This window comes from Geodermatophilus tzadiensis, from assembly GCF_003002915.1.
Lineage (GTDB): Bacteria > Actinomycetota > Actinomycetes > Mycobacteriales > Geodermatophilaceae > Geodermatophilus > Geodermatophilus tzadiensis.
In genome coordinates this window covers 94110-120389 of sequence record NZ_PVTG01000014.1, presented here as the reverse complement: position 1 = coordinate 120389, position 26280 = coordinate 94110, and the positions used below count along the sequence as shown (strand labels likewise).

Genomic DNA, 26280 nt, shown 5'->3' with positions numbered 1-26280 from the left:
GCCCCGGCCCGTGTCGAGCGGTCGTGCGGGTCAGGCGGGAACGGGCTGCCGCAGGTCGGCGTCGACCCCCGTCGGGTCGGCCAGCGGGCCGGCCGCGCGGCCGGAGCGGAACCGCTCCAGGTCGAGGATGCCCTCGCGCTTGGCCACGATCGTCGGGACGAGCGCCTGGCCGGCCACGTTCACCGCGGTGCGGCCCATGTCGAGGATCGGGTCGATCGCCAGCAGCAGGCCCACACCGGCCAGGGGCAGGCCGAGCGTGGACAGCGTCAGGGTCAGCATGACCACCGCGCCGGTGACGCCGGCGGTGGCGGCCGAGCCGACCACCGACACCAGCGCGATGAGCAGGTAGTCGGCGAGCGAGAGGTCCACGCCGAAGAACTGCGCCACGAAGACCGCCGCGAGCGCCGGGTAGATCGCCGCGCAGCCGTCCATCTTCGTCGTCGCGCCGAGCGGCACGGCGAAGGAGGCGTAGGACCGCGGGACGCCCAGGCTCTGCTCGGTGACCCGCTCGGTCACCGGCAGCGTGCCGATCGAGGACCGGGAGACGAACGCCAGCTGGATGGCCGGCCAGGCACCGGCGAACCAGCGCAGCGGCGAGAGGCCGTGCAGGCGCAGCAGCACCGGGTAGACGACGAAGAGCACCAGCGCCAGGCCGGCGTAGACGGCACCGGCGAAGACGCTCAGCGAGCCCAGCGACTCCCAGCCGTAGGTGGCGACGGCGTTGCCGATCAGGCCGACGGTGCCCAGCGGGGCGAGCAGGATGACCCACCACAGGAGCTTCTGGACGACGGCCAGGGCGGAGCGGACCAGGCCGAGGAACGGCTCGGCCGGCTCGCCGACCTTGAGCACCGCGACGCCGACCGCGACGGAGAGCACGATCAGCTGCAGCACGTTGAACGACAGGCTGCCGTCGGCGCCGGTCTGCAGGCCGAGGACGTTGCCCGGCACCAGGCCGGTGAGGAAGTCCCACCACGAGCCGGTGGTCTCCGGCGCGGCCTGGGCGGCGGCGTCGACGGAGCTGTTGCGGCCGGGCTGGGTGAGCAGGCCCAGGCCGATGCCGATGGTCACGGCGATCAGCGCGGTGATCGCGAACCACAGCAGCGTCTGGCCGGCCAGCCGGGCGGCGTTGGAGACCTGCCGGAGGTTGGCGATGCTGACGATCACGGCGGTGACGACGAGCGGCGGGACGAGGACCTTCAGGAGCGTGACGAAGGTGCCGCCGAGGGTCTGCAGGGTGCTGGTGAGCCAGTTCGGCGACCCGTCGGCGACGGGACCGAGGTCGCGGGCGACCAGGCCCAGGGCGATCCCCACCACCAGCGCGAGGAGCACCTGCGCGGCGAAGGGGACGGAACGGAGACGTGCGAACACGGACGTGCCTCTCGGGGGTTGCGGGGTGGGTGCTGCGGGGAGGGGACGGCGACGGGGCGGCGTCACCAGCCGGCGGTCGTCATCCGGCAGAAGTCCAGCTCACGACGGCGCGTGAGCCCCCACGGGTTGTCCACGCCAGGGACCAAGGCGCAGCGGGGGCGCCGGCATCCCGGTTGTGCCCGGACTCACCGCCCCTCCAGGTCGGGGCCGGCTCGTCGGGTGCCCCGGTCCCTGGTAGGAGGAGCGGCGTGGCCCACCACTTCGAGGACTTCGCCCCCGGCCAGGTGTTCACCAGCCAGGCCCGCACGATCACCGAGACCGACGTCGTCACCTTCGCCGGGTGGAGCTGGGACACCAACCCGGTGCACACCGACGCGGAGTCCGCGCGGGAGGGCCGCTTCGGCGAGCGGATCGCGCACGGAGTGCTCGGCCTGTCGGTGGCGATGGGGCTGGCCTCGCGGATCGGCGTGTTCGAGGAGTGCTCGATCGCGCTGCTCGGCGTCGACGGCTGGCGCTTCCGGCGGCCGCTGCGCATCGGCGCCACGGTGCGCTGCCGGGTGGAGATCCTGGAGACCCGGCCGACCAGCCGCGGGGACGCCGGCGTCCTGCGCCGGCGGTTCACACTGCTCGACCAGGACGGCGAGGTGCTGCAGGACGGCGAGATCGGCCTGCTGGTGAGCCGGCGCCCGGCCGGCTGAGCGCCGTCGGGTCCGCGGCCGCGGCTCAGGCGGCGGCGTCGTCCTCCCGGGCCGGCTCGTCCTCGAGGGCGACCATGACCTCGTTGGTCTGCAGGGTGACCAGCCAGGCCAGCGCGTGGTCCTCGACCGGGTCGCCGGAGACCTGGGCGATGGCGTCGAGCTGGGCGGCGACCAGCCCGCGGGCGGCCTGGTAGACGTCGGCCGCGGTGACCGCGATGCCCTGCTCGGCCAGCCACAGCCGGCCGTCGGGCAGCACCCGCACCTCGGTCTGGCCGCCGACGCCGAGGTCGGCGGCCGCGCTCGTCAGGACGGACAGGCCGGCCCGCAGCTCGGTCAGGCGGCGGGAACGGCGGTCGGGGGACGACGGCATGGGCACTCCTCGGACGGGCCCGCGGGCCTCGGGACGTACCTGCGGTGTCGGCACCCCGCCCGCTCCGCCTGACCGCCGCTGCGACGCGTGCACACGCGTGGGACGGGCGGGACCGACCGTTGCCTCCCCGACCCGGTGCCGGCCTGACGACCGCGGCCCCGGTCCTGTCGAGGAGGACCGGGGCCGCGGGACGACCGGCTCAGCAGCAGCGGCTGACCGAGGTGCGCTCCCGCTCGTCGGCGCGGCGCCGCTCGAACTCCCGCCGGCTCACCGGCTGGTGCCCGTGTGCGGCGCAGTGCGCCAGGTAGTCGTCCCAGCGCGCCTCGCCGCTCCACTCGCGCAGGTACCAGCGCACCCCGCGCCAGGCACGGACGGCGGCGGACCGGACCGAGCCGGCGACGTCGGCCGTCACCGGGCCGGACCCTCCTCGGTGAAGGTGCCCTGACCGCGGGCACCGGCGCCGGCGCCGACCAGCCGCTCGTGCTCGGCGATGGCCTGCTTCTCCTCCGCCGTCGCGAACAGGCCCGAGGGCTCGACGATCCGCGACGGGACCGCCGGCTCCTCCGTGGTGGGCAGCCCGCGGGCGCGCACCGCCCGGGTGATGACCACCAGCGCGTTGACGAACACCACGAGCACCAGGAGCGCGAAGAAGGCCTGCAGCACGCCGTTGATGGTCGAGTTGGTGACCACCTGCTGCATCTGGCCCGCGTCCTGCGCCGGCGGGAGGACCTCGCCGGCGTCGAGCGCGTCGGCGTAGCGGTTGCGCTGGGCGAAGTAGCCGATCGCGGGGTTGTCGGAGAAGACCTTCTGCCAGCTCGCCGTCATGGTCACCACCAGGTCCCAGGCCAGCGGGACGGCGGTGATCCAGGCGTACTTCAGCTTGCCGTGCTTGACCAGCAGCACCGTGCAGAGGGTCAGCGCGATCGCGGCGAGCAGCTGGTTGGCGATGCCGAACAGCGGGAAGAGCTGGTTGACACCGCCCAGCGGGTCGGTGACGCCGATGTAGAGCATCCCGCCCCACAGCCCGACGACGACGGCGCTGGCGATGATGTTGCCCGGCCGCCACGACAGGTCGCCGAACCGCTTCCAGACGTTGCCGATCGTGTCCTGCAGCATGAACCGGCCCACGCGGGTGCCGGCGTCGACGGCGGTGAGGATGAACAGCGCCTCGAACATGATTGCGAAGTGGTACCAGAAGGCCTGCAGGCTGCCGCCGAACGCGTCGCTGAAGATCTCCGAGATGCCGACGGCGAGCGTCGGGGCACCGCCGGTGCGCGAGATGAGGCTCGGCTCCTGCACCGCGGCCGAGGCGGCGGCGAGGTCGGCGGCCGAGGTCGGGAAGCCCAGGCCGTTGATGTAGGCGGCCGCGGTCTCCGGCGTCCCCCCGGTCACGCCGGCCGGGGCGTTCATCGCGTAGTACAGGCCCTGGTCGATCACGACGGCGGCGATGAGCGCGCTGATGGCCACGAAGGACTCCATCAGCATGCCGCCGTAGCCGATGAGCCGGACCTGGCTCTCCTTGGCGACCATCTTCGGCGTCGTCCCGGAGGAGATCAGGGCGTGGAAGCCCGACAGGGCGCCGCAGGCGATGGTGATGAACACGAACGGGAACAGCGACCCGGCGAACACCGGCCCGGTGCCCTCGCGGGCGAAGTCGGTGAGCGCGTCGGCCTGCAGCACCGGGCGGGCGACGAGCAGGCTGATCGCCAGCAGCACGATCACGCCGATCTTCATGAAGGTCGACAGGTAGTCGCGCGGGGTCAGCAGCAGCCAGACCGGCAGCACCGAGGCGACGAAGCCGTAGACCACCAGCGCGAGGACCAGCCACTCCTTGGACAGCGTCAGGGCGTCGGCCAGGCCGGTGTTGTCGATCCAGCCGCCGCCGACGATGGCCAGCAGCAGCAGGACGACGCCGATGGCGGTGGCCTCGAGCACCCGCCCGGGCCGCAGCACCCGCAGGTAGACGCCCATGAACAGCGCGATCGGGATGGTGAGCGCGATCGAGAAGACGCCCCACGGCGACTCGGCCAGCGCGTTGACGACGATCAGCGCCAGCACGGCCAGGATGAGGATCATGATCGCGAAGACGGCGATCAGCGCGGCGATGCCGCCGACGATGCCGATCTCCTCGCGGACCATCTGGCCCAGGCTCTTCCCGTTGCGCCGCATCGAGAAGAACAGCACGACCATGTCCTGGACGGCGCCGGCGAAGATGACGCCGACGACGATCCAGATGGTGCCGGGCAGGTAGCCCATCTGGGCGGCGAGCACCGGGCCGACGAGCGGGCCGGCGCCGGCGATCGCGGCGAAGTGGTGCCCGAAGAGCACCCGCCGGTCGGTGACGTCGAAGTCGATGCCGTTGTGCAGCCGCTCGGCCGGGGTGGCCCGCCTGTCGTCGACCCGCAGCGCCCGGTAGGCGATGAACCGGGCGTAGAAGCGGTAGGCGATGGCGTAGGAGCACAGCGCGGCGAACAGCATCCACAGCGCCGAGACCGACTCACCCCGCGCCAGCGCGAGGACGGTCCAGGAGACGGCGCCGACGACCGCCACCGCCGTCCAGACCAGGATGCTCTTGAGCGTGGGCCGGCGGCGGCCGGTCCCCCCGGGCGGTCCTCCGTCGGTGTCGGGCCTGCTGACCGTGGTGGACACGGGCGTCCTCCTCGCGTGCGCAGACAGCGCCCGGACGACGCTGTCCTCGAGACGCTGCGAGCATGCCAAGCCGCCGGACGGGCCGCCCGACCAGGCCCCCGGTCGTGACCGGCCCGTGACCGCTCAGGTGTCGCCCCAGACCTCCTGGGCCACCTCGACGACCAGCGCCAGCTTGGCCACCTGCTGGTCGCGGGTCAGCGCGTTGCCCTCGACGGTCGAGGAGAAGCCGCACTGCGGCGAGATCGCCAGCTGCTCCAGCGGCATGAAGCGGGCGGCCTCGTCGATGCGCCGCTTGAGGTCGTCCTTCGACTCGAGCTCGGGCCGCTTCGTCGTCACCAGGCCCAGGACCACCCGCTTGCCCGGCGGCACGAAGCGCAGCGGCTCGAAGCCGCCGGAGCGGGCGTCGTCGTACTCCAGGAAGAAGCCGTCGACGTCCAGGCCGCCGAACAGCGCCTCGGCCACGAAGTCGTAGCCGCCCTCGGCCACCCACGAGGAGCGGAAGTTGCCGCGACACAGGTGCGTGGTGACCGTCAGCCCCTCGGGCCGGCCGGCGAGCGCGGCGTTGATCTGCCGGATGTAGCGCTCGTGCTGGTGCTCGGCGTCGCGGCCCTGGGCGGCGAGCTCGGCGCGCTGGGCCGGGTCGTTGAGGTAGGCCAGGCTGGTGTCGTCGAGCTGCAGGTAGGTGCAGCCCTGGGCGGCGATGCCCCGCACCTGCTGCGCGTAGGCGGCCGACAGCGCGTCCCAGAAGGCGTCCTCGTCGGGGTAGACGGCCGGGTCGATCGCCGCCGCGCCGCCGCGGTAGTGGACCATCGACGGCGAGGGGATGGTCAGCTTGGCCGTCTGCCGCTCGCTCACCTGGCGCTGCAGGTAGGCGAGGTCCGGCCCGAAGACCGGCTCGGGAATCGCCAGCGGCCCGTCCACGCGCAGCCCGGCCGGCGTGAAGTCGATCGTGCCGTCGGCGTTGCGGAAGTGGACGACGATGTCCTCGCCGCTCACCTTGCTGATGCCGTCGATCGCGTAGATGAAGTCCATGTGCCAGGAGGCGCGGCGGAACTCGCCGTCGGTGGCGGTGCGCAGGCCCACGTCGCCCTGCAGCCGCACGACGTCGGCGACCGCCTCGTCCTCGACGGCGCGCAGCCCGGCCTCGTCGATCTCCCCCGCGGCGTGGCGGGCGCGGGCCTCGAGCAGCGCGGGCGGGCGCAGCAGGCTCCCCACGTGGTCGGCGCGGAACGGCGGTCCGGAGGCGTCACTCACGTCGGACAGCCTCGTCGTCCGGCCGGTCGTCCGCAGCCCGGCTCCAGGGTCGGACCCCCTCCCCCGACACCAGCCGCTCGGCGGCGGCGTAGGCGAGCAGCCCGGGCAGCAGCAGCACCGAGGGCAGCACCAGCGGCGCGGCCAGCACGGAGATCGCCAGGACCCCGGGTGCGCTGATCCACCAGCCGGGCCGCCGCTCGGCGTCGGTCAGCGCGCCCCAGCGGACGCCGGCCCACATCAGCCAGCGCAGCAGCACCGGCACGCCGGCCTCGCGCATGACCCGCCGGAAGATGCCGTCGGCCTGCCGCGAGGTGACCACCCGGGTGCGGATGCCGACCGTGCACAGCCAGTCGTGCAGCACCGCGGCCAGCGTGTAGCGGCCCGACTCCGGCACCAGCCACAGCACCGGCCGAGGCACGCTGGCCAGGTCGGTGCGGAAGCCGGCGGGGACGACGAAGCGGTCCACCTTGCCGAGGTAGGTCAGCGGCTCGACGAGGGTCCAGCCGCCGGCGCCGGAGGTGCGGAGGACCGCGGAGGGCGGGTCGAAGGGCACGCGGCGATCCTGCCGCCGGCCGGGCGCGACTGCTCAACCGGTGCGCTGCTCGACCATCCGCGCGGAGACGCGGCGGACCAGGTCGGTCTGCCGGGAGACCACCACGTCGAGCACCCGGTTGACCGGGAAGACCTCACCCAGCCGGGCCAGGCCCATCACCCGCGGGACGGCCACCGACCGCGACCAGTAGGACGTCAGGCACCCGGCCACCCGGTCGGCCACCCGCTCGGTCGCCACGCCGGGCGTCAGGCGGCCCTCGGCGTCGGCGTCGGAGGCCGGCGGGCTGCCGTGGCCGCGGGCCATCCACTCGGTGGCCACCGGCCCGGGCATGACCGAGTGCACCCGGACACCGCGCGCGGTCACCTCCCGGCGCAGTCCGGAGAGGAAACCCTGCACGCCGGCCTTGGTGGCCGAGTAGACGGTCAGCGGCGGCACCTGGGCGAGCCCGGCCGAGGAGCTGACGACGAGCACGTCGCCCCGCCCGCGCTCGGCGGCCGCCCGCAGCAGGTGCGGCAGGGCCAGCCGGGTCAGCTCCACCACCCCGGTGAGGTTGGTGGCGACCATGCCCTCGACGACCTCGCCCGGGGTGTCCTCGACCAGCGCCGCGTAGGCCAGGCCGGCGTTGAGCACGACGGCGTCGAGCCGCCCGTGCGCGTCGAGCACCCGCTGCACCAGCGCCGCCCGGTCGGCGGCGTCGGCGACGTCGGCGGTCACGGCGGTGACGCCGGGCAGGCCGGCCACCGCCTCGGCCAGCCGCTGCGCGTCGCGGGCGCAGGTCACCACCCGGGCACCGTCGGCGGCCAGCCGGGCCACCGTGGCCCGGCCGATGCCGGCGCTGCCGCCGGTCACGAGCACGACGCGGTTCCGCAGATCGGTCATGGCCGGCCACTACCCGGGACGGCATCACATCGTGCACGGTGCATCAGATGGCGCGCCGCGGGGCATGGCCGGGACCATGCGCCTGCCCGAGCCCCGGGGTCCTCTCTCCGCCGCCCTCGCCGACGACCTCCGCGCCGGAGCCGTCTCCCCCGCCACCGTCGACCTGGCCCGCCGGACCGCGGCGGGGGCGCCGGACCCCCTGCTGGACGACGACCTCCAGCTGGCGCTGGCGCTCTGCTACGAGCTGCACTACCGCGGCTTCGACGACGTCGACGACGCCCTGGAGTGGGACCCCGCGCTGCTGACGCTGCGGGCCCACCTCGAGCGGCGCCACCTCGCGGCGCTGCAGGCGCTGACCGGCCCGCCGGAGGCCACCGGCGACCCGGTCGACCAGCAGCTGACCGCCCTCATCGCCGCCGACGACGGCCCGTCGCTGTCGACCTTCATGGCCAAGCGCGGCACCGCCGAGCAGTGGCGCGAGTACCTGACCCTGCGGTCGGTGTACCACCTCAAGGAGGGCGACCCGCACACCTTCGCCGTCCCGCGGCTGTCGGGCCGGGCCAAGGCGGCGATGGTCGAGATCCAGGCCGACGAGTACGGCGGCGGCTCGGCCGAGCGCATGCACAGCGAGCTGTTCGCCGGGATGATGCGCGACCTCGGCCTCGACGCCGGCTACGGCGCCCTCTGGGACGACGCGCCCGCCGTGGCCTTCACCTCGGTGAACACCATGTCGCTGCTGGCCCTGCACCGGCGCTGGCGCGCCGCGGCGCTGGGCCACCTCGCCTGCGTGGAGATGACCTCCTCCGAGCCCAGCCGCCGCTACTCGGCGGGGCTGCGCCGGCTGGGCCACGACGCGACGACGACCGTCTTCTACGACGAGCACGTGGAGGCCGACGCCGTCCACGAGCAGATCGCCTCGGTGGACATGTGCGGCTCGCTGGTGGCCGAGGACCCGTCCCTGGCCGGGGACGTGCTCTTCGGCGCGGCGTGCTCGCTGGCCGTCGACGGCCTCACCGCCCGGTACCTGCTCGGTGCGTGGGAGGCCGGCCGCTCGGCGCTGCGCGGGGAGCGGGCACTGGCCGCCTAGCGTCGGCGAGACCGAATCGTCCGCCGCTCCGGCTGGAGTCCGCGCGCAGACTGCCGAGACCACAGGGTGCAGGACCGCGGAGGCCCCGCGGTCCCCGAGCACGCGGAGACCCACATGTGGCGGCGCCCTGAACCGACCCCGGCCGGCAGCCCGGCCCTGCCGCCGATGCCGCGGGACATCGAGACGCTGGAGGCCGTGGTCGCCGCCCTCGACGACGGGGTGTCCACGCCGCTGGACGCCCACGTCGCGGTGGTGCGCACGCTGACCGAGGCGTGCGGCCTGGCCTACGGCGCGGTCTGGGTGCCCGGCGCCGGCGGCGTGTTCACGCTCGCCTTCGAGACCGGCCCCCTGGCCCCGGCGATGGCCGGCGCCCGGCCCGCCGAGGGCCGGCTGCCCGACGCCACCGGCGGCCGGGCGGTGCGCGAGCGCCGGGCGGTGCACCTCGACAGCGCTCCCGACGCCCGCGGGGCCGACCCGCGCTGGGCCGCGGCGTGGGCGGCCGGGGCCCGCGAGGGCTGCTTCATCCCCGCCGTCGACGACGGGCGGGTCACCGCCGTCGTCGAGTACCTCACCCCGCACCAGCTGCCCTTCTTCGGCTCCCGCACCGAGAAGTGGGAGTCGATCCACCGGTTGTTCGCCTCGATGCGGGCGGCCGCGCTGGCCACCGCGGCGCAGCGGGAGACGGTGCACGACCGGGCCGCGGTGAGCGCCGTCGTCACCCGCCTCGGGGAGGCCGCCGACGAGGCGGCGGTGCTGCGCGCGGCGCTGGAGACGGTGCGCTCGGCGTTCGGCTGGGCCTACGGCTCGTTCTGGGCGCTCGACGAGGCCGAGGGCGTGCTGCGCTTCCGCACCGAGTCCGGCTCGGCGGGCGAGGAGTTCCGCAAGGTGACGCTGGCGGCCAGCTTCGCCGAGGGCGTGGGCCTGTCCGGCCGGGCCTGGCGGCAGCGCGACCTGGTCTTCGTCCGCGACCTCGCCGAGGTCACCGACTGCGTCCGCGCCCCCGCCGCCCAGCGGGCCGGCGTCCGCTCGGGCGTGTGCTTCCCGATCAACGCCAACGGCCAGGTCATCGGCACGATGGACTTCTTCGTCACCGAGACGATCGAGCTGTCGGACTCGCGGGCCTCGGCGCTGCGCAACGTGCAGCACCTGGTGTCCCAGCGGGTGGACACCCTGCGCCGCGCCTCGGCCGACGCGGAGCGCTCCCGCGAGCTGCTCGACAGCGTCGAACGGCTGCGCGGGGCCGCCGTCGCGGCCGGCGAGGTGGCCGAGGCCGCGGTCGCGCAGGCCTCCTCGATGACCTCGGAGGTGGCCGCGCTGACCGAGGCGTCGACGTCGATCGGCGAGGTCATCCGGATCATCTCCGGCATCGCCGACCAGACGAACCTGCTGGCGCTCAACGCCACGATCGAGGCCGCGCGCGCCGGGGAGGCCGGCCGCGGCTTCGCCGTCGTCGCCAGCGAGGTCAAGGACCTCGCCCGGGAGACGGCGACGGCGACCCAGCGGGTGTCGGACCAGATCGCCGGCATCCAGGCGAGCAGCGAGCAGGTCACCGCGGGCATCCACGCCACCAGCGAGGTGATCGGCCGCCTCGACGCCGTCCAGGCGCGGATCACCGACGTGCTCGAGGAGCAGGTCCGGATGGCGCGCTCCATCCAGGCGCCGTAGCCGCGAGGACCCCCGGCGGGGCGGCCGCTCAGGCGGGCCCGTCGCCCTGCCGGGACGCGCTGCGGATGGCGGCGGCCGGGCGGGGCCGGCTCGGCGCGCTCGGCGCGGAGAAGCCCGACCGCTTGTGCGTGCCGTCGCAGAAGGGCTTGATGCCCGACTTGCCGCAGCGGCACAGCGCCACCGTCTTGCGGCCGGGGTCGATCTCGGTGCCGTCCTGGTCGACCAGCCGGAAGTCGCCGCGCACGAGGAGCGGCCCGTCGCGGTAGGGCGTGATGGTGGCGCCCGCGCCGTCGGCGGGCAGGTCGTCGGAGTAGTCGTCGGCGGGCAGCGCGGGGCTCACTCCCCCAGCGTGCCCCGCGCGCGCAACCGGCACACCCGCCGGTCAGGCCGGGGGCTGCCCGTAGAAGACCTGCTCGACCACCGTGCGGGCGTGCCGGGTGGTGCGCCGGTAGTCGTCGAGGAACTGCCCGGGGTCGGTGTCGGGGCCGTAGCCGCTGGCCCGGGCCACGCCGGCCAGCTCCAGGCCGGGCCGGGGCAGCTGGTCGCTGGGCCGGCCGCGGACCAGGAAGACGGCGTTGCGCGCGCGGCTGGCCAGCTCCCACGCCTCGCGCAGCGCCTGCGCCTGGTCGGCCTCGAGCAGCCCGTGGGCGGCCAGCCGCTCCAGCGCCGCCACCGTCGAGGGCAGCCGGAGGTCGGGGACGGCGGCGGCGTGCTGCAGCTGCAGCAGCTGCGCGGTCCACTCGACGTCGGCCAGCCCGCCGCGGCCGAGCTTGGTGTGGGTCGCCGGGTCGGCGCCGCGGGGCAGCCGCTCACGCTCCACCCGGGCCTTGATCCGCCGGATCTCGGCGACCTGCGCGTCGGTCAGCCCCTCGGCGGGGTAGCGCAGCGGGTCGACCAGCTCGACGAAGGCCGCGCCGAGCCCGGGGTCGCCGGCCACCGGCGTGGCGCGCAGCAGCGCCTGCACCTCCCACACCGACACCCAGCGCTGGTAGTACTCGCGGAAGGCGTCCAGGCTGCGCACCAGCGCACCCTGCCGGCCCTCGGGGCGCAGGTCGGCGTCCACCTCGAAGGCCGGGTCGGGCGCGGGCTCACCGAGCAGCCGGCGCAGCGTGTGCGCGATGGTGTTGGCCGCCTGGGTCGCCCTCCCCTCCTCCGCGCCCGGACGGGCCCGGTGCACGAACAGCACGTCGGCGTCGGAGCCGTAGCCCATCTCGCCGCCGCCGAGCCGGCCCATGCCGATGACCGCGAGGTCCACCGGCACGTCGTCCTCGGCGGTGCCGGACTCGCGCGCCCACGCCCGGACGGCGACGTCGAGGCCGGCCTGCAGGGTGGCGACGGCGACGTCGGTGAGCGCGTGCCCGACCCGGACGACGTCGAGCCGGCCGAGCAGGTCGGCGGCGGCGATCCGCAGCAGCTCGGTGCGGCGCAGCGAGCGCACCACGCGGATGCCGGCCTGGGCGTCGGGCGCACGCCGGGCGGCGGCCCGCCACGCACCGGCCAGCGCCTCGGCGCTCCGGGGCTCGAGCTCGGCGTCGTCGGCGAGGATGCGCAGCGCCTCGGGCGTGCGGGTGAGCAGGGCGGCGACGTACTGGCTCGAGCCCAGCAGCCGGGCCAGCCGCTCGGCCACCCGGCCCTCGTCACGGAGGAACCGCAGGTACCACTGGTTGCCGCCCAGGGCCTCGCTGACCTGCCGGTAGGCCAGCAGCCCGGCGTCGGGGTCGGCGCAGTCGGCCAGCGTCTGCAGCACCACCGGCAGCAGGTACCTCTGCATCGACGCCGACCGCGACACCCCGCCCGAGAGCGCCCCCATGTGGCGCAGCGCGCCCGGCGGGTCGGCGAAGCCCAGCGCCCGCAGCCAGTCGCCGGCCGCGCCGGAGCCGAGCTGCGCGGCCTCGGCCGGCACCTTGGCGACCGCGGACAGCAGCGGCCGGTAGAAGAGCTTCTCGTGCAGCCGGCGCACCTCGCGGGTGTGCAGCGCGAGCTCGGCGCGCAGCACGTCGACGGCGTCGCCGCGGTGGTCGGGCTTGTAGCCCAGCGAGCGGGCCAGCCAGCGCAGCTGCTGCTCGTCGGTGGGCAGCAGGTGGGTGCGCCGCAGCCGCAGCAGCTGCAGCCGGTGCTCCACGGTGCGCAGGAAGCGGTAGGAGGCGATGAGCGTGGCGCCGTCGTCGCGGCCGACGTACCCGCCGTCGACCAGCGCCGACAGCGCCGGCAGCGTGCCGCCGACCCGCAGCCGGACGTCGACCCGGCCGTGCACCAGCTGCAGCAGCTGGACGGCGAACTCGACGTCGCGCAGCCCGCCGCGGCCGAGCTTGAGCTCCCGCTCGGCCTGCGCGGGCGGGATGTTCTCCTCCACCCGGCGGCGCATCGCCTGCACCTCGCCGACGAAACCGGGCCGCTCGCCGGCCTGCCAGACCAGCGGGAAGAGCTCCTCGACGTAGCCGCGGCCCAGGTCCGGGTCGCCGGCCACCGGGCGCATCTTCAGCAGCGCCTGGAACTCCCAGGTGCTCGCCCACTGCCGGTAGTAGGCCGCGTGGTTGGCCAGCGTGCGCACCAGCGCCCCGGCCTTGCCCTCGGGCCGCAGCGCCGCGTCGACCTCCCAGGCCGCCTCGTGGCAGATCCGCATGAGGGCGGCGGCGACCCGGGTGGCGCTCTGCAGCGCCGGCGCCTCGGGGTCGGTGGGGTCGACCGGCTCGGCCACGAAGACGACGTCGACGTCGCTGACGTAGTTGAGCTCGCGGCCGCCGCACTTGCCCAGGCCGATGACCGCCAGCCGGCAGGGCGCCGCGCTCGCCGGCTGCTCGGCGACCGCGATCGCCAGCGCGCCGCACAGCACGGCAGCCGCGGCGTCGGCGAGCTCGGCGGCGACGTCCTCGGCCGACAGGCCCTCGCCGAGGTCGCGGCCGGCCAGGGACAGCACGGCGCGGCGGTAGGCCAGCCGGAGCGCGGCCACCCGCTGCGGGGAGGCGTCGGGCGCGGCCCGGCCGAGGCGGACGCCCCACGGCGGGTCGTCGGGGTCGGCCCCGACGGCGAGCAGCATCTGCCGCTCCAGCGCCTGTGCGGTGGGGCGCACCGGGCCGCGGCCGTCGGCGTCCAGGACGGTCCAGTCGCCGGGGTGGGCGGCGAGGTGGTCGGCCAGCCCGGCGCTCGCGCCGAGGACCGCCAGCAGCCGGCTGCGCAGCAGCGCCGAGCCGCGCAGCCGGGCCAGCAGCGCCGCGGCGGAGCTGCCGGTGGCGTCGGCGGCGTCGAGCGCCTCGACCAGCCGGGTCAGCGACCGGACGGCGAGGTCGGGGTCGCCGGCGCGGGCGAGCGCGGAGACCACCGGGCCGGCCTCGGGGTCGGCGGGCTCGTTGCGGTCGAGGTCCCACAGGCCCAGCGCCGGATCGGACAGCTGGAGGGCGGCCCGCTCGGCGTCGACGAAGCCGAACCGCGCCAACCGGACCCGCGCCCGCCGGGGCACCTCCCGGGTGGCCGACACCTCAGACCCTCGTCGTGCTCGTCGCGCGGACCAGGTCGGCGAAGCGCGCGGCGAACGGCGCCCACACCTCCTCCATGTCCGGGTGCACCGCGGCGGCGCGCTCGGCCACGGTCGGCGCGTCGAAGCGGGTCGAGGCGACGCCCACCGGGTCGCCCTCGGCCCACTCGCGGACGATCTCCGGCGTGGTCTCGACGTGGAACTGCAGCCCGTAGCAGGCCCGGCCCGCCCGGAAGGCCTGGTGGGCGTAGCGCGGGCTGCCGGCCAGCAGGGTGGCGCCGGCGGGCAGTTCGCTGATCTCGTCGTGGTGCCACTGGACGACGTCGGGGCTCAGCGGCAGCGGGCCGAACAGCGGGTCGTGCTCGGCGGCGTCGCGCTTGGCCACCAGCGCCGCGCCCACCTCCGGCCCGTCGGCGCCCACCCGCACCCGCCCGCCGCCGGCCTGGGCCAGCAGCTGGGCGCCGAGGCAGACGGCCAGGGTGGGCACCCGGTCGGCCAGGGCGCGGGCGAGCAGGTCGCGCACCGGACCCAGGCCGCTGGTGGCGTCGTCGTCCACGCTGGACTGCGGACCGCCCATCACCAGCAGCCCGTCGTGGCCGGAGAGGTCGGCGGGCAGCGGGTCGCCGGCGTCGAGGTGCCGCTCGTCGAGCTCGAGGCCGGCGTCGCGCAGCCACTCCCCCAGCCGGGCGGTCGGGGCGGTGTCACTGGGGACGACGACGAGGAGGCGGGGGCGGTCCGGCACGGGACGAGGTTAGTGGAGGACCTCGTCGCCCCCGTGCCTCGGCGAGTTCGGCACGGACCCCTGCGACGGGGCCGTTCCTCGTGCCCTGCGGGTCCTGCAGCACCCGCAGAGCGCGAGGAACGCCCCCGGTGCGGCTACAGGCCGGGCAGGTAGCGCTTGAGCTCGAAGGGCGTGACGTTCTGCCGGTAGGAGTTGAACTCCTCCCACTTGTTGCGGAGGAAGAACTCGAACACGTGCTCGCCCAGGGTCTCGGCGACCAGCTCACTGCCCTGCATCGCGGTCAGCGCCTCACCCAGTGACACGGGCAGGTCCTCGTAGCCGGCGGCGCGGCGCTCGGTGTCGGTGAGCGACCAGACGTCGTCCTCGGCCTCCGGCGGGAGCTCGTAGCCCTTCTCGATGCCCCGCAGCCCCGCGGCCAGGATGACGGCGAAGGTGAGGTAGGGGTTGCACGCGGAGTCCGGTGAGCGCACCTCGACCCGCGCCGACTGCCCCTTGTTCGGCTTGTACGAGGGCAGCCGCACCAGCGCCGAGCGGTTCGCCCGGCCCCAGGTGGCCGCCGTCGGCGCCTCGGTGCCGGCCAGCAGCCGCCGGTAGGAGTTGACCGTCTGGTTGGTGACGGCGGTGAACTCGCGGGCGTGGGTGAGCAGGCCGGCGATGAACTGCCGCCCCGTGGTGGACAGCCGGATCGGGTCGGCGGGGTCGTGGAAGGCGTTGCGGTCGCCCTCGAACAGCGAGACGTGCGTGTGCATCGCCGAGCCGGCCAGCTCGGTGAACGGCTTGGGCATGAACGTGGCGTGCACGCCCTGCGCCAGGGCCACCTCCCGGACGACGTGCCGCAGCGTCATCACGTTGTCGGCCATCGACAGCGCGTCGGCGTAGCGCAGGTCGATCTCCTGCTGCCCGGGCGCGACCTCGTGGTGGCTGAACTCCACCGAGATCCCCATCGCCTCGAGAGCGAAGACCGCCTCGCGGCGGAAGTCGTGCGCCACGTTGTGCGTGGACAGGTCGAAGTAGCCGCCGTTGTCGGCCGGCCGGGGCGGGCTGCCGTCGGTGGGCAGGTCCTCGAGCAGGAAGAACTCGACCTCGGGGTGGGTGTAGAAGGTGAACCCCATGTCGGCGGCCTTCGACAGCGTCCGGCGCAGCACGTGCCGGGGGTCGGCCCAGGACGGTGACCCGTCGGGCAGCGTGATGTCGCAGAACATCCGCGCGGTGTCGCTGGCCTGGCCCTTCGTCGCCGGCATCACCTGGAACGTGCCGGGGTCGGGCTTGGCGAGCATGTCGGACTCGTAGACGCGGGCGAAGCCCTCGATCGCCGAGCCGTCGAAGCCGATGCCCTCGGCGAAGGCGGCCTCGATCTCGGCCGGTGCGACGGCGACGGCCTTGAGGTAGCCCGAGACGTCGGTGAACCACAGCCGCACGAAGCGGATGTCGCGTTCCTCGAGGGTGCGCAGGACGAACTCCTGCTGTCGGTCCATGCTGGCCATGATCGGGTCCGCTCGTTTCCGGGGTGTGACGTCGCTGCACAGCCTGCCCCGTCCGGCCCCCCGGCACACGGGAGCCCGCCGTCGCGCCCGGAGTCAGACCGCGACGTCCTCCAGCGGGACCGCGACGACGGCGAGCCCCCTCCCACCGACGACGACCGGGGCGGTCACGGGTCCGGCTCCTCTCAGGCGGCCGTGCCGGTCAGCGCGAGGAACTCCTGCCGCGAGCGCACGTCCTCGCGCAGCAGTCCGTGCAGGGCGGAGGTGACCGTCCGCGAGGCTGCCGCCCGGATGCCGCGCAGCGACGTGCACTGGTGCTCCGCGGCGATCACCACCCCCACGCCCCGGGGCGCGAGGTGGTCGCGCAGCCAGTCGGCCACCTGCTGGGTCAGCCGCTCCTGCACCTGCAGGTCCCGGGCGAAGTGGTCGAGCACGCGGGCGAGCTTCGACAGCCCGAGGATGCGCTCCCCGGGCAGGTGACCGACCGAGGCGACCCCGGTGAAGGGCAGCAGGTGGTGCTCGCACAGGGACGCGACCGGGATGCCCGTGGCGACGACCATCTCGTCGTAGCCCCCGTCGTTGGGGAAGGTGGTCAGCGCGAAGGGCCGGCCGGTGAGGAGCTCGGCGTAGGCCTCGGCGACCCGGCGGGGCGTCTCGGCCAGGTGCGGGGCGGCCGGGTCCCGGCCGAGGGCCCGCAGCAGCGCGGCGACGGCCCGCTCGGCGGCCGGGACGTCGACGCCGGAGCCGTCCCGCACCACCCGCAGGGGACCGGCGAGGCCCGTCGCCGGCCCGCCCGTCACGCCCGCACCTCCGTCGCGCCGCGGGCGTACCGCGTCGAGAGGAGCCCGAGCGCGACGGCGCCGCCCAACAGGCCCACGTCGCGCAGCGCGACGTCGAGGTACCCGGGGCCGGTCACCAGGTCGACGACGATGCCCGCCAGCCAGGCGGCCACGACCCAGGCGCCGATCCGGGGGACGACGGCGACCAGGACGCCGGCCACCACCTCGACCACGCCGACGGCGTACATCGCCTGCTGGGCGGTCCCGGGGACGACGCCGTCGATCCAGCCGGCGAGGTAGCGGGGCCAGTCGGTGAGCAGGTTCGTGGACTTGTCCAGGCCGAAGACGACGGGCGCGACCGCGTACACGGTGCGCAGCAGCTGGAACGCCGAGCGGGCGGGGTCCGCCGCCACGCTGTGCGGGCGGTTCAGGTGGACGGCCATGACGACCTCCTCTAAGGCCAATGATGATTGGCAATAGAGACCCGCGTCACGTCCTCGTCAACGGCTGCCGCCGCGGCCGGGTCAGGCGGGCACGAGGTGCACGCAGCACGCCCCGTCGAGCGGGCGCAGCCGGGCCTCGAGCCGGTCGGCACCGGCGCCGTCGAGGACGCCCTCGACCAGCCGCAGGTTCATCCCGCAGACCAGCTCGGTGTGCTCCCGGGCGAGGCGGTGGAAGGGGCAGTTGACCAGCGTCACGCCGTCGGCACCGGCCCGCGGCTCGTAGCCGTGCGCCTCGAGCACCCGCAGGACCGCCTCCCGGCCCCGGGCCCCGTCGGCGGCCGCGAGCTCCCGCCCGCGCGCATAGGCCTGGCGGCCGAGAGCGGCCGCCGGCCGCTCGCCCGACCCCTCGGCCTCGGCCACGGCCCCCGCGAGGAGGTCCCCGGCCAGGTCGTAGTGCCGCTCCGGCAGCGAGACGGCGACCGGCTCCGGCGCCCGCCGGTAGAGCTTCGCGGGCCGCCCGGCCCCGGGGCCGCTGCGCCCGGTCCGCCGCTCGAAGTGCACGGCGAGCAGGCCGTCGTCCACGAGCCGGTCGAGGTGGAAGGCGACCGTCGCCCGGGGCACGCCGCAGGCGGCGGCCACCTCGTCGCGGCCGACCGGCCCGGGCTGGCGGACGACGTGGTCGTACAGCCGGCGCCGGGTGGGCTCGGCCAGTGCGGCGACGGCGGCGACCTGGGCCGCGCGGTGGTCCACCCCGCCACTCTAGGAGCAGCGGGCGTTGGCCGAAGAGTGCCCTGCGGGCGGGCGCGGGCCTACGCTGGGGACCGCCTCACCGGTGCGTCCGACGGAGGACGACATGGACCTGGTCCTGGTGGTCCTGGTGGTCGTGATCGCGGGCCTGCTCGTCCTGGCGGGCGCCTCGGTCCGGGTCGTCACCCAGTTCGAGCGTGGCGTGGTGCTGCGCTTCGGGCGGCTGCACGGGGACCCGCGACCGCCGGGACTCGCACTGATCGCCCCGGGTGCGGACCGCCTGCGCAAGGTGAACATGCAGGTGGTGACCATGCCGGTCCCGGCCCAGGAGGGCATCACCCGGGACAACGTGACGGTCAAGGTCGACGCGGTCGTCTACTACCGGGTGTACGACCCGGTGCGCGTCGTCGTCGACGTGCAGAACTACGAGGCGGCGATCGGGCAGGTGGCGCAGGCGTCGCTGCGGTCGATCATCGGCAAGAGCGACCTCGACGACCTGCTCTCCAACCGGGAGCGGCTCAACCAGGGCCTGGAGCTGATGCTCGACTCCCCCGCCGTCGACTGGGGGGTGCACGTCGACCGGGTCGACATCAAGGACGTCGCGCTGCCCGAGTCGATGAAGCGGTCGATGTCCCGGCAGGCGGAGGCCGAGCGGGAGCGCCGGTCGCGGGTGATCACCGCCGAGGGCGAGCTGCAGGCCTCGCAGAAGCTGGCGCAGGCCGCCGAGGTGATGGCCGCCCAGCCCGCCGCCCTGCAGCTGCGCCTGCTGCAGACCATGGTGGAGGTGGCGGCCGAGAAGAACTCGACGGTCGTGCTGCCCTTCCCCGTCGAGCTGCTCCGCTTCCTGGAGAGCGCGACGTCTGCACCCGCGCCCGCGCCGGCGCCGGTCCCGGCTCCGCGCCCGGTGCCCGTCGACGGCCGCTGAGCTCAGGCGCCCGGCCGGAGGAACCGCTCCGGTCCCGGCTCCGGCGGGGCGGCCGCCCCGGCGGCGGGCGCGGTCCACCCCGGCCCGCCCGGTCTGGCCGCTGCAGACAGCCGGTTGTTGGATGGTCCCGTGACGGTGCAGCTGAGAGTCGCGATGGCCCAGGTCGACACCCGCGTCGGCGACCTGGCGGGCAACGCCGCGCTGGTGGTCCAGTGGGCGCGGCGGGCCGCCGACGACGGCGCCCACCTCGTGGTGTTCCCCGAGATGACGCTCACCGGGTACCCGCCCGAGGACCTCGTACTGCGGGAGTCGTTCGCGGCGGCCAGCGAGGAGGCGCTCACCGCGCTCGCCGGGACGCTGGCCGGCGAGGGCCTCGGCGGGGTCGCCGTCGTCGTCGGGTACCTGGCGCACACCCACGGCCCGGCGCCGGCCGCCGTCGACACCCCGCCGGCCGCCGACGGGTCCGACGACGAGCGGCCCGGCGACGCCAACCCGCGCCGCGGCCAGCCCCGCAACGCCGCCGCGCTGCTGCACGGCGGGCAGGTGGTGGCCCGCTACGCCAAGCGGCACCTGCCCAACTACGGCGTCTTCGACGAGGCGCGCTACTTCGTGCCCGGCACGGACCTGCCGGTGGTGCGGCTGCACGGCGCCGACGTTGCGCTGACCATCTGCGAGGACCTGTGGGTCGAGGGCGGGCCGTGCGGGGTGGCCGGGCAGGCGGGCGTCGACCTCGTCGTCTCCCCCAACGCCTCGCCCTACGAGCGGGCCAAGGACGACCTGCGGCTGCCGCTGGTGCGCCGCCGCGCCGCCGAGGCCAACGCGCCGATCGTCTACTGCAACCAGGTCGGCGGCCAGGACGAGCTGGTCTTCGACGGCGACTCGCTGGCCGTCTCCGCCGACGGCGAGCTGCTCGCCCGGGCGCCGCAGTTCGTCGAGCACCTGCTCTGCGTCGACCTCGCCCTCGACCCGGCCCGGGTGCCCGAGCGGCGGGCGGGCCGGGTCGGGCCGATGACGGTCACCCGCACCGTCCTGTCGGAGGACCCCGTGCCGACCTTCGAGCCGCGGCCGGGGCACGTGGCCGACCCGCTGAGCGACCCCGAGGAGGTCTGGCGGGCGCTGGTCCTGGGCCTCAGGGACTTCATCGACAAGAACGGCTTCCCGTCGGTCGTCTTCGGCCTCTCCGGCGGCATCGACTCCGCGCTGGTGGCCGCGCTGTCGGTGGACGCGCTCGGTGCCGACCGCGTGCACGGCGTCGCGCTGCCCTCGCGGTGGTCGAGCGAGCACTCCGTCGCCGACGCGGAGGACAGCGCCCGCCGGCTGGGCCTGCACTTCTCCACCGTGCCGATCGCACCGATGGTCGACGCGTACGAGACGTCGGTGGAGCTGACCGGGACGGCGGCGGAGAACCTGCAGGCGCGGGTGCGCGGCACGCTGCTCATGGGGCTGTCCAACCAGCACGGGCACTTGCTGCTGGCCACCAGCAACAAGAGCGAGGTCGCCGTCGGGTACTCGACGCTCTACGGCGACGCCGCCGGCGGGTTCGCGCCGATCAAGGACGTGCCCAAGACTCTGGTGTGGGAGCTGGCCCGGTGGCGCAACGCGTACGCCCGCGAGCGTGGCGAGACCGAGCCGATCCCGCAGAACTCGATCGACAAGCCGCCGTCGGCCGAGCTCGCGCCCGGGCAGAAGGACAGCGACTCGCTGCCCTCCTACGAGGAGCTGGACGCGGTGATCGCCGACTACGTCGACCGCGACCTCGGCATGGCCCAGCTGCTCGAGCGCGGCCACGACCCCGAGGTGGTGGCGCGGGTGCTGCGGCTGGTCGACGTCGCGGAGTTCAAGCGCCGGCAGTCGGCACCCGGCACGAAGATCAGCCTCAAGGCGTTCGGCCGTGACCGGCGGCTGCCCATCACCAACCGCTGGCGGGAGAGCCTGCCCAGCGTCCGCGAAGGAGCCCAGGCGTGACCGAGTCGGTTCTCTACGGCGGGACGTCGAGCGCGCGGGTGCGCATCCACCACCTGCAGCAGGCCAAGGAGCGCGGCGAGCGGTGGGCGATGCTCACCGCGTACGACACCTACGCCTCCGCCGTCTTCGAGGAGGCCGGCATCCCGGTGCTGCTCGTGGGCGACTCCGCGGGCAACGTCGTCCTCGGCCACTCCTCCACCGTGCCGGTCACCGTCGAGGACCTGCTGCTGCTGACGAAGGCGGTCACCCGCTCGACGAAGCGGGCGCTCATCGTGGCCGACCTGCCCTTCGGCAGCTACGAGGCCTCGCCGGAGCAGGCGTTCGCCACCGCCGTGCGGATGATGAAGGAGGGCGGCGCGCAGGCGGTCAAGCTCGAGGGCGGGGCGCGGGTGGCGCCGCAGATCAGGATGCTGGCCGACAACGGCGTCCCGGTCATGGGACACGTCGGGTTCACGCCGCAGAGCGAGCACTCCCTCGGCGGGTTCCGGGTGCAGGGCCGCGGCGCCGGCGCCGAGCAGCTGCTCACCGACGCGCGGGCGGTGCAGGAGGCCGGCGCGTTCGCCGTCGTGCTGGAGATGGTGCCCGCCGAGCTGGCCGCCCAGGTGACGAAGGAGCTGGCCATCCCGACGGTCGGCATCGGGGCCGGCGCCGACTGCGACGCGCAGGTGCTGGTGTGGCCGGACATGGCCGGGCTCAACGGCGGCCGGGTGCCGAGGTTCGTGAAGAAGTACGCCGACCTGCGCGGGGAGCTGCTGCGCGCGGCCCGCGAGTACGCCGACGAGGTGCGCAGCGGGGCCTTCCCCGGGCCCGAGCACTCCTTCGAGTAGCCGGCGGCGCGCCGAGTGGGCAGTTCCGGCCGCCGGCACGCGACGGCACGCCGTGGGCGGCGACCGCAACTGCCCACTCGCGCCGGTCAGGCCCGCGGTCGTCCCCGGGCCAGCAGCAGGCCGTAGCCCAGGGCGTTGAGGCCCAGGGCGACGGTGTAGGTGCCGACCTGGGTCACCGTCGCGGCGACATCGAGCCCCAGCGGGCCGAACAGCACGTGGCCGAGGAAGCCGCCGTCGTAGGGCGGCAGCCCGGCGCGCTCGCGCAGTGCCAGCTCGAGCGTGGTCAGCGGGCAGGGCGCACCGGCGAGGTTGACCGCGAGGACGGCGAGCGCGACCGGTGCGTGCAGCAGCACCAGCCGGGGCCAGCGCAGCGCCAGCAGCGCGCCGGTCAGCATGAACAGCACGACGGCGCCGTGCAGCACCGCGACCGCTCCTGCCAGCAGCACGTCCCCATCCTCGCCCGCTCGGCCACCTCACGGGCTGGTTCCGGGCTCCGCGGGTGCGATCGGACCCGCAGCACGCGGAACCAGCCCGCAGAGCCGGCCTCAGGAGCTGCGACGCCACCCCCGCTCCAGCGCCCGTCGCACCCGGGGCCCGAGCACCCCGACGGTGAGGTCGGACCACGTCCAGCGGACGACGCCCCATCCCTCGTCGCGGAGGGCGTCCTCCCGGCGCTTCTCCTCGAAGACGACGTCGCCCGGCTCCTGCCCCGGACGCAGCAGCCGCCCGTACTTCACCCGCCCGTCGAACTCACCGAGCACGCGTTCCTCCTCCCACCCGAAGTCGGCCCGGCCGAGGAGCAGCCCGTCGGCGGCGCGGACCGGGAGCTGCAGGGACGACGGCGGCAGGCCCAGGCGCTGCAGCAGCACACGGCTCCGGCTCTCGCCGACACTCTCGCTCCGGCCGTCGGCGAAGGCGATGGCCCGCCCGGCGCGCCGGCTGCCCGGGACGCGCCCCGCGCGGTCGAGCCGGTGCAGCAGGTCCTCGCGCCGCACGCGGCCCAGCCGCACCGCCGCATCCAGCACGACGACGGCCGGCTCGGCAGCCAGCGTGAGCGCGAGGTCCAGCACCGTCCGGGCCGGCGTGGTGACCGCGACGCCGTCGACGGTGGAGACCTCGTCGTCGCGCAACCGGACGGCGTGGCAGCGCAGGTACCGGCTCACCTCGCTCGACGCCGGCGGCCGCCGCGTGACGTGCACACGGTCCAGGGACACTCCCCACAGCGGCAGCCCCCACAGCACGGCAGCCGACTGGTGGCTCACCACGGCGGGCCGGCGGAGTGCGGCGACCGTCGCGACGAGCAGGTGCCGGTGCCGCGCGACGGCGTCGAGCGACGAGGGGTCGGTCAGGTACGCGCCCGGTCGCAACCGGGTCAGCTCGCCGCGGCGCAGGCGGGCGGTCAGCTCCTCGTCCGACCAGCCGCCGGGCAGGGCGTCCCGACGCAGGACGAGCTCGGGTGGCAGCAGGGGTTCCACGACGCCGAGCCTCGGGCGGCCGGCACGCCCCGGCGGGCTCCCGATCCGGGCCGTGGATAGGGAGCGGACTGTGGACGGCGCACCTCCTCGGCCCGTTCCGCGCCCTACCGGTCCGATCGGACCCGCCCGACGCGGAACGGGCCCGGAAGTGCCCGGGAGGTACGCGCGGTGCGGTCAGACGTCGGTCACGCGGATGCCGGCGTGCGCCCTGTACCGGCGGTTGACCGAGACCAGGTTGACCGTCAGCGCCTCGACCTGCCGGGCGTTGCGCAGCCGCCCCGCGTAGACGCCGCGCATGCCCGGGAGCCGCCCGGCCAGCGCCTGCACGGTGTCGGTGGCCGCGCGGTCGTCGCCGACCACGAGCACGTCGCCGTCCAGGGTCGGGCGGGACAGGTCCTCGAGCAGCACCGCCGACACGTGGTGGAACGCGCCGACGACGGCCGAGTCGGGCAGCAGCGCGGCGGCCTGCTGGGCCACCGACCCCTCGGGGACGTCGACGACGTGGGCGCCCAGGTCGTCGAAGCCCATCGGCACCACGCAGTCGACGACGACCTTGCCCGCCAGCGGCCCGGCCAGCCCGGCCAGCGTCGCGGCGTGCCCGTCGAAGGGCACCGCCACGACGACCAGGTCGGCGGCGCCGGCGACGTCGGGGTTGGCCCCGCCCTGCACCGAGGCCTCCGCGCCGCCCGCCGCGGTGGCGCGCCCGGCCACCGACGCGGCCACCTCCCGCGCCCGGTCGGCGTCCCGGGAGCCCAGCAGCACCCGCTGCCCGACCGAGGCCAGCCGCACGGCCAGCCCCCTGCCCTGGGGTCCGGTGCCGCCGAGCACCCCGACGACGAGATCCTCCACCGGGCGGCCGGTGCCCCCGCTGCTCACCGGTCAGTCGCCCTCACGCCACGCGCGGTCCTCCGCGTCGAGCCGCTCGTTGCGCTCGGCCACCCCCTGCAGCGCGTGCTCGGCCTGCTCACGCGTGTCGTAGGGCCCCAGGCGGTGCCGCTCGGCGCAGCCGTCCCGGTCCTCGACGGTGTGGTGCTTCAGGCAGTAGAACCACGGTCCCTGCGCCATGGCGCCCCTCCTCGACGTCGTCCTCTCCGAGGGCCGTGCCCCGCGGCGGCGGGGCTCACTCCTCGACCACCACCTGGTCGTGACGGGCGTAGAACGCCGTCCGCTCCTCCGGGGAGAGGGTGCGGCCGCTGCGGCGCAGCTCCGCGGTCTCGGCGAAGAACTCCTCGCGGGCGATGCCCGGGGTGAACAGGATGAGGAAGGACACCGGCTCGTCGGAGTCGTTGCGGAAGCCGTGCACCCCGCCCTCGGAGGCCAGCGCGAAGTCGCCGGGCCGGCAGGGCTGCCAGCGCCGGTCGGCGTAGAGGGTCAGCTCGCCGGAGAGCACGTAGAACGACTCGGAGAACGTCTGGTGGTAGTGCGGGGCGGCGCCGGGCGAGTGCGGCGCGAGCCGGTACTCCACCAGCCCGAACCGGCCGGAGGTCAGCGCGCCGGTCGCCACCATGCGCAGCGCGGCGGCCCCGGACCCGGCCAGCGGGTGGTCGGCCAGCGTCCGCACCTGCACGAGACCGGGCGGGGGGTGCGACATGCCGGCAGCCTGCCAGGGCCGTCGGCGTCGCGGCGAGCGGAACGGGCGCGTCCCCGACCCAGGGACACCTGGCGTGGGAAACGCCGGATCGACCTCGGCGTACGGCATCCTCCACCCCGTGCGTGCGTGGCCCCTCGGTACCGACGGACCGGATCTCCCGGAGGAGGCCATGGGACCCGGCAGTGCCGGGCACCGCCTCGCCGCGTTCGTGATCGCCGCCCTGCTCGTGGTGGGCGGCGCCACGGGACTGGTCAACGCGGTCCTCGAGGGAACGGTCCGCGACGGCGTCTCCGGCTGGGCCTACACCGCGACGATGGGAGGGCTGCTGGTGTCGGCGGTGCCCCTGGTGGTGCGCCGCCGCGTGGGCCGCTGGTCGACCTTCGGGCTGGTGCTGCTCGGCCACCTCGTCTACGTCGTCGTCGCGCAGTGCATCGACGACCCGGTGCGCCACGCGACGCCGATGGTGCTGCTGTTCTCCTGCTCCGCCGCGGCCTGGTTCCTCGACCGCTGGATGCTGGGCGTGGTCATGGCGCTGACCCCGCCGGCCTGCCTGGCCGCGATGGCCGGCAGCGACCCGAGCCCGGTCGGCCTCGCCGTCCAGGTGGGTGTGGACGGCGGGATGCTCGTCCTGGTCTCGGTCACCGTGTACCTGCTGCGCCGGCGGGTGCAGCGGCTGCTGGCGGCCACCGAGGCGCTGTCCCAGCGCGACCCGCTCACCGGGCTGGCCAACCGCCGGCACCTGGTCGACCAGGCGCCGCGCACCTGGCGGGCGGCCCGCCGGGAGGGGCTTCGGGTGGCCGCGATGGTGCTCGACCTCGACCACTTCAAGCAGGTCAACGACGTCCACGGGCACGCCGCCGGCGACGCCGTCCTGCGGGGTGTGGCCGCCGCGCTGTCCGACAGCGTCCGCCCCACCGACCTGCTGGCCCGCCTCGGCGGCGAGGAGCTCGTCGTCCTCGGTCTCGTCGCCGACCCGTCGGAGGCCGCCCGGCTGGCCGAGCGGCTGCGCTCGGCGGTGGCCGGCAGCCGCAGCGCCCACGGCCACCCCGTCACCGCCTCGATCGGGGTCGCGCTGACCAACCCGGTCGACGGCGAGGACGTTCCCGAGGCGCTGTGGCGGCTGGTCGACCGCGCCGACGCCGCCATGTACGAGGCCAAGCAGGCCGGCCGCGACCGGGTGGCCACCTCCCGGGTGCCGCGGCCGCGGTCCGCCCCGGCCCGTGAGCGGGTCGACCCGCCGCCCGTCCCCGGGGCCGCCCGCACCGACGGGAGCTGAGTTCCCGAGGGGTGAGGACGGCGGTTCTCTGCTT

26 protein-coding genes are annotated in these 26280 nt (G+C 75.4%); 7 read left to right on the top strand and 19 right to left on the bottom strand.

What is annotated here, in order from left to right; translation table 11 throughout:
• Window positions 1–30 precede the first annotated feature (30 nt).
• Window positions 31–1368: a dicarboxylate/amino acid:cation symporter gene (locus tag LY71_RS17450; protein ID WP_106279955.1), complete on the bottom strand. Its 1338-nt coding sequence runs from the start codon at window positions 1366–1368 to the stop codon at window positions 31–33.
• 248 nt (window positions 1369–1616) lie between these two features.
• Between LY71_RS17450 and LY71_RS17445 the strand changes: the two genes are divergently transcribed.
• Window positions 1617–2066 (top strand): MaoC/PaaZ C-terminal domain-containing protein, encoded by a 450-nt coding sequence (locus LY71_RS17445; RefSeq protein ID WP_106279953.1) that lies wholly within the window; start codon window positions 1617–1619, stop codon window positions 2064–2066.
• 25 nt (window positions 2067–2091) lie between these two features.
• Here the strand turns inward: LY71_RS17445 and LY71_RS17440 are convergent, their stop codons facing one another.
• The 6 genes from LY71_RS17440 to LY71_RS17415 form a co-directional block, all read right to left on the bottom strand.
• Window positions 2092–2436 (bottom strand): hypothetical protein, encoded by a 345-nt coding sequence (locus LY71_RS17440; protein ID WP_245887990.1) that lies wholly within the window; start codon window positions 2434–2436, stop codon window positions 2092–2094.
• Between the two features lie 199 nt (window positions 2437–2635).
• Window positions 2636–2848 (bottom strand): CstA-like transporter-associated (seleno)protein, encoded by a 213-nt coding sequence (locus LY71_RS17435; protein ID WP_106279949.1) that lies wholly within the window; start codon window positions 2846–2848, stop codon window positions 2636–2638.
• Window positions 2845–5085, bottom strand: coding sequence for a carbon starvation CstA family protein (locus LY71_RS17430; protein WP_106279947.1), 2241 nt, complete (start codon window positions 5083–5085; stop codon window positions 2845–2847). Before LY71_RS17430 ends, LY71_RS17435 begins: the two co-directional genes overlap by 4 nt.
• 123 nt (window positions 5086–5208) lie before the next feature.
• Window positions 5209–6339: a 5-methyltetrahydropteroyltriglutamate--homocysteine S-methyltransferase gene (locus LY71_RS17425; RefSeq protein WP_106279945.1), complete on the bottom strand. Its 1131-nt coding sequence runs from the start codon at window positions 6337–6339 to the stop codon at window positions 5209–5211.
• Window positions 6332–6892, bottom strand: coding sequence for a DUF1353 domain-containing protein (locus LY71_RS17420; protein WP_106279943.1), 561 nt, complete (start codon window positions 6890–6892; stop codon window positions 6332–6334). The genes LY71_RS17425 and LY71_RS17420 overlap by 8 nt, the downstream gene beginning before the upstream one ends.
• A gap of 33 nt (window positions 6893–6925) precedes the next feature.
• Window positions 6926–7771, bottom strand: a complete 846-nt coding sequence (locus LY71_RS17415; protein WP_106279941.1) for an SDR family oxidoreductase — start codon at window positions 7769–7771, stop codon at window positions 6926–6928.
• A gap of 76 nt (window positions 7772–7847) precedes the next feature.
• Between LY71_RS17415 and LY71_RS17410 the strand changes: the two genes are divergently transcribed.
• Both LY71_RS17410 and LY71_RS17405 read left to right on the top strand, forming a co-directional pair.
• Entirely contained in the window at window positions 7848–8858 is a 1011-nt protein-coding gene (locus LY71_RS17410) for an iron-containing redox enzyme family protein (protein WP_106279939.1), read from the top strand.
• 165 nt (window positions 8859–9023) lie between these two features.
• Window positions 9024–10523 (top strand): methyl-accepting chemotaxis protein, encoded by a 1500-nt coding sequence (locus tag LY71_RS17405; protein ID WP_146146171.1) that lies wholly within the window; start codon window positions 9024–9026, stop codon window positions 10521–10523.
• A gap of 28 nt (window positions 10524–10551) precedes the next feature.
• On the opposite strand, the gene LY71_RS17400 is transcribed toward LY71_RS17405, so the two are convergent.
• The 7 genes from LY71_RS17400 to LY71_RS17370 all read right to left on the bottom strand — a co-directional run bounded on the left by LY71_RS17400 (window position 10552) and on the right by LY71_RS17370 (window position 18190).
• Entirely contained in the window at window positions 10552–10863 is a 312-nt protein-coding gene (locus tag LY71_RS17400; RefSeq protein ID WP_211297398.1) for a CDGSH iron-sulfur domain-containing protein, read from the bottom strand.
• Window positions 10864–10905: 42 nt separating this feature from the next.
• Entirely contained in the window at window positions 10906–13998 is a 3093-nt protein-coding gene (locus LY71_RS17395) for a bifunctional [glutamine synthetase] adenylyltransferase/[glutamine synthetase]-adenylyl-L-tyrosine phosphorylase (RefSeq protein WP_106279937.1), read from the bottom strand.
• A 1-nt stretch (window position 13999) separates the two neighbouring features.
• Complete coding sequence (locus tag LY71_RS17390) at window positions 14000–14737, bottom strand: type 1 glutamine amidotransferase (protein WP_106279935.1); 738 nt, start codon at window positions 14735–14737, stop codon at window positions 14000–14002.
• A 134-nt stretch (window positions 14738–14871) separates the two neighbouring features.
• On the bottom strand, window positions 14872–16212 hold the full coding sequence (locus LY71_RS17385; RefSeq protein ID WP_106280010.1) for a glutamine synthetase family protein: 1341 nt from the start codon (window positions 16210–16212) through the stop codon (window positions 14872–14874).
• A 191-nt stretch (window positions 16213–16403) separates the two neighbouring features.
• Window positions 16404–17018 (bottom strand): GTP cyclohydrolase I, encoded by a 615-nt coding sequence (folE, locus tag LY71_RS17380; protein ID WP_245887987.1) that lies wholly within the window; start codon window positions 17016–17018, stop codon window positions 16404–16406.
• Window positions 17015–17440, bottom strand: coding sequence for a DoxX family membrane protein (locus LY71_RS17375; RefSeq protein ID WP_106279933.1), 426 nt, complete (start codon window positions 17438–17440; stop codon window positions 17015–17017). The genes folE and LY71_RS17375 overlap by 4 nt, the downstream gene beginning before the upstream one ends.
• 81 nt (window positions 17441–17521) lie before the next feature.
• The gene (locus tag LY71_RS17370) at window positions 17522–18190 is read right to left on the bottom strand and encodes a helix-turn-helix transcriptional regulator (protein WP_106279931.1); all 669 of its coding nucleotides are present in this window, start codon (window positions 18188–18190) and stop codon (window positions 17522–17524) included.
• Between the two features lie 103 nt (window positions 18191–18293).
• Here LY71_RS17370 and LY71_RS17365 point away from each other — a divergent pair, with 103 nt between their 5' ends.
• The 3 genes from LY71_RS17365 (at window position 18294) to panB (ending at window position 21904) form a co-directional block, all read left to right on the top strand.
• Window positions 18294–19112: a slipin family protein gene (locus LY71_RS17365; RefSeq protein WP_106279929.1), complete on the top strand. Its 819-nt coding sequence runs from the start codon at window positions 18294–18296 to the stop codon at window positions 19110–19112.
• A gap of 129 nt (window positions 19113–19241) precedes the next feature.
• Window positions 19242–21077, top strand: coding sequence for an NAD+ synthase (locus tag LY71_RS17360; RefSeq protein WP_245887985.1), 1836 nt, complete (start codon window positions 19242–19244; stop codon window positions 21075–21077).
• Window positions 21074–21904 carry a 3-methyl-2-oxobutanoate hydroxymethyltransferase gene (panB, locus tag LY71_RS17355; protein ID WP_106279925.1) on the top strand — a complete coding sequence of 277 codons (831 nt, stop codon included), beginning with the start codon at window positions 21074–21076 and terminating at the stop codon, window positions 21902–21904. The genes LY71_RS17360 and panB overlap by 4 nt, the downstream gene beginning before the upstream one ends.
• An 86-nt stretch (window positions 21905–21990) precedes the next feature.
• Here panB and LY71_RS17350 read toward each other — a convergent pair whose 3' ends face one another.
• The 5 genes from LY71_RS17350 to LY71_RS17330 form a co-directional block, all read right to left on the bottom strand.
• Window positions 21991–22350: a DUF2784 domain-containing protein gene (locus LY71_RS17350; RefSeq protein WP_106279923.1), complete on the bottom strand. Its 360-nt coding sequence runs from the start codon at window positions 22348–22350 to the stop codon at window positions 21991–21993.
• 99 nt (window positions 22351–22449) lie between these two features.
• On the bottom strand, window positions 22450–23379 hold the full coding sequence (locus LY71_RS17345; protein ID WP_106279921.1) for a type IV toxin-antitoxin system AbiEi family antitoxin domain-containing protein: 930 nt from the start codon (window positions 23377–23379) through the stop codon (window positions 22450–22452).
• Between the two features lie 174 nt (window positions 23380–23553).
• Window positions 23554–24255: an NADPH-dependent F420 reductase gene (gene npdG, locus LY71_RS17340; RefSeq protein ID WP_106279919.1), complete on the bottom strand. Its 702-nt coding sequence runs from the start codon at window positions 24253–24255 to the stop codon at window positions 23554–23556.
• A 3-nt stretch (window positions 24256–24258) separates the two neighbouring features.
• Window positions 24259–24444, bottom strand: coding sequence for a hypothetical protein (locus tag LY71_RS17335; RefSeq protein WP_106279917.1), 186 nt, complete (start codon window positions 24442–24444; stop codon window positions 24259–24261).
• A gap of 55 nt (window positions 24445–24499) precedes the next feature.
• On the bottom strand, window positions 24500–24970 hold the full coding sequence (locus tag LY71_RS17330) for a cupin domain-containing protein (protein WP_106279915.1): 471 nt from the start codon (window positions 24968–24970) through the stop codon (window positions 24500–24502).
• Window positions 24971–25139: 169 nt separating this feature from the next.
• Between LY71_RS17330 and LY71_RS17325 the strand changes: the two genes are divergently transcribed.
• Window positions 25140–26246 carry a GGDEF domain-containing protein gene (locus LY71_RS17325; protein ID WP_106279913.1) on the top strand — a complete coding sequence of 369 codons (1107 nt, stop codon included), beginning with the start codon at window positions 25140–25142 and terminating at the stop codon, window positions 26244–26246.
• Window positions 26247–26280: the final 34 nt, after the last annotated feature.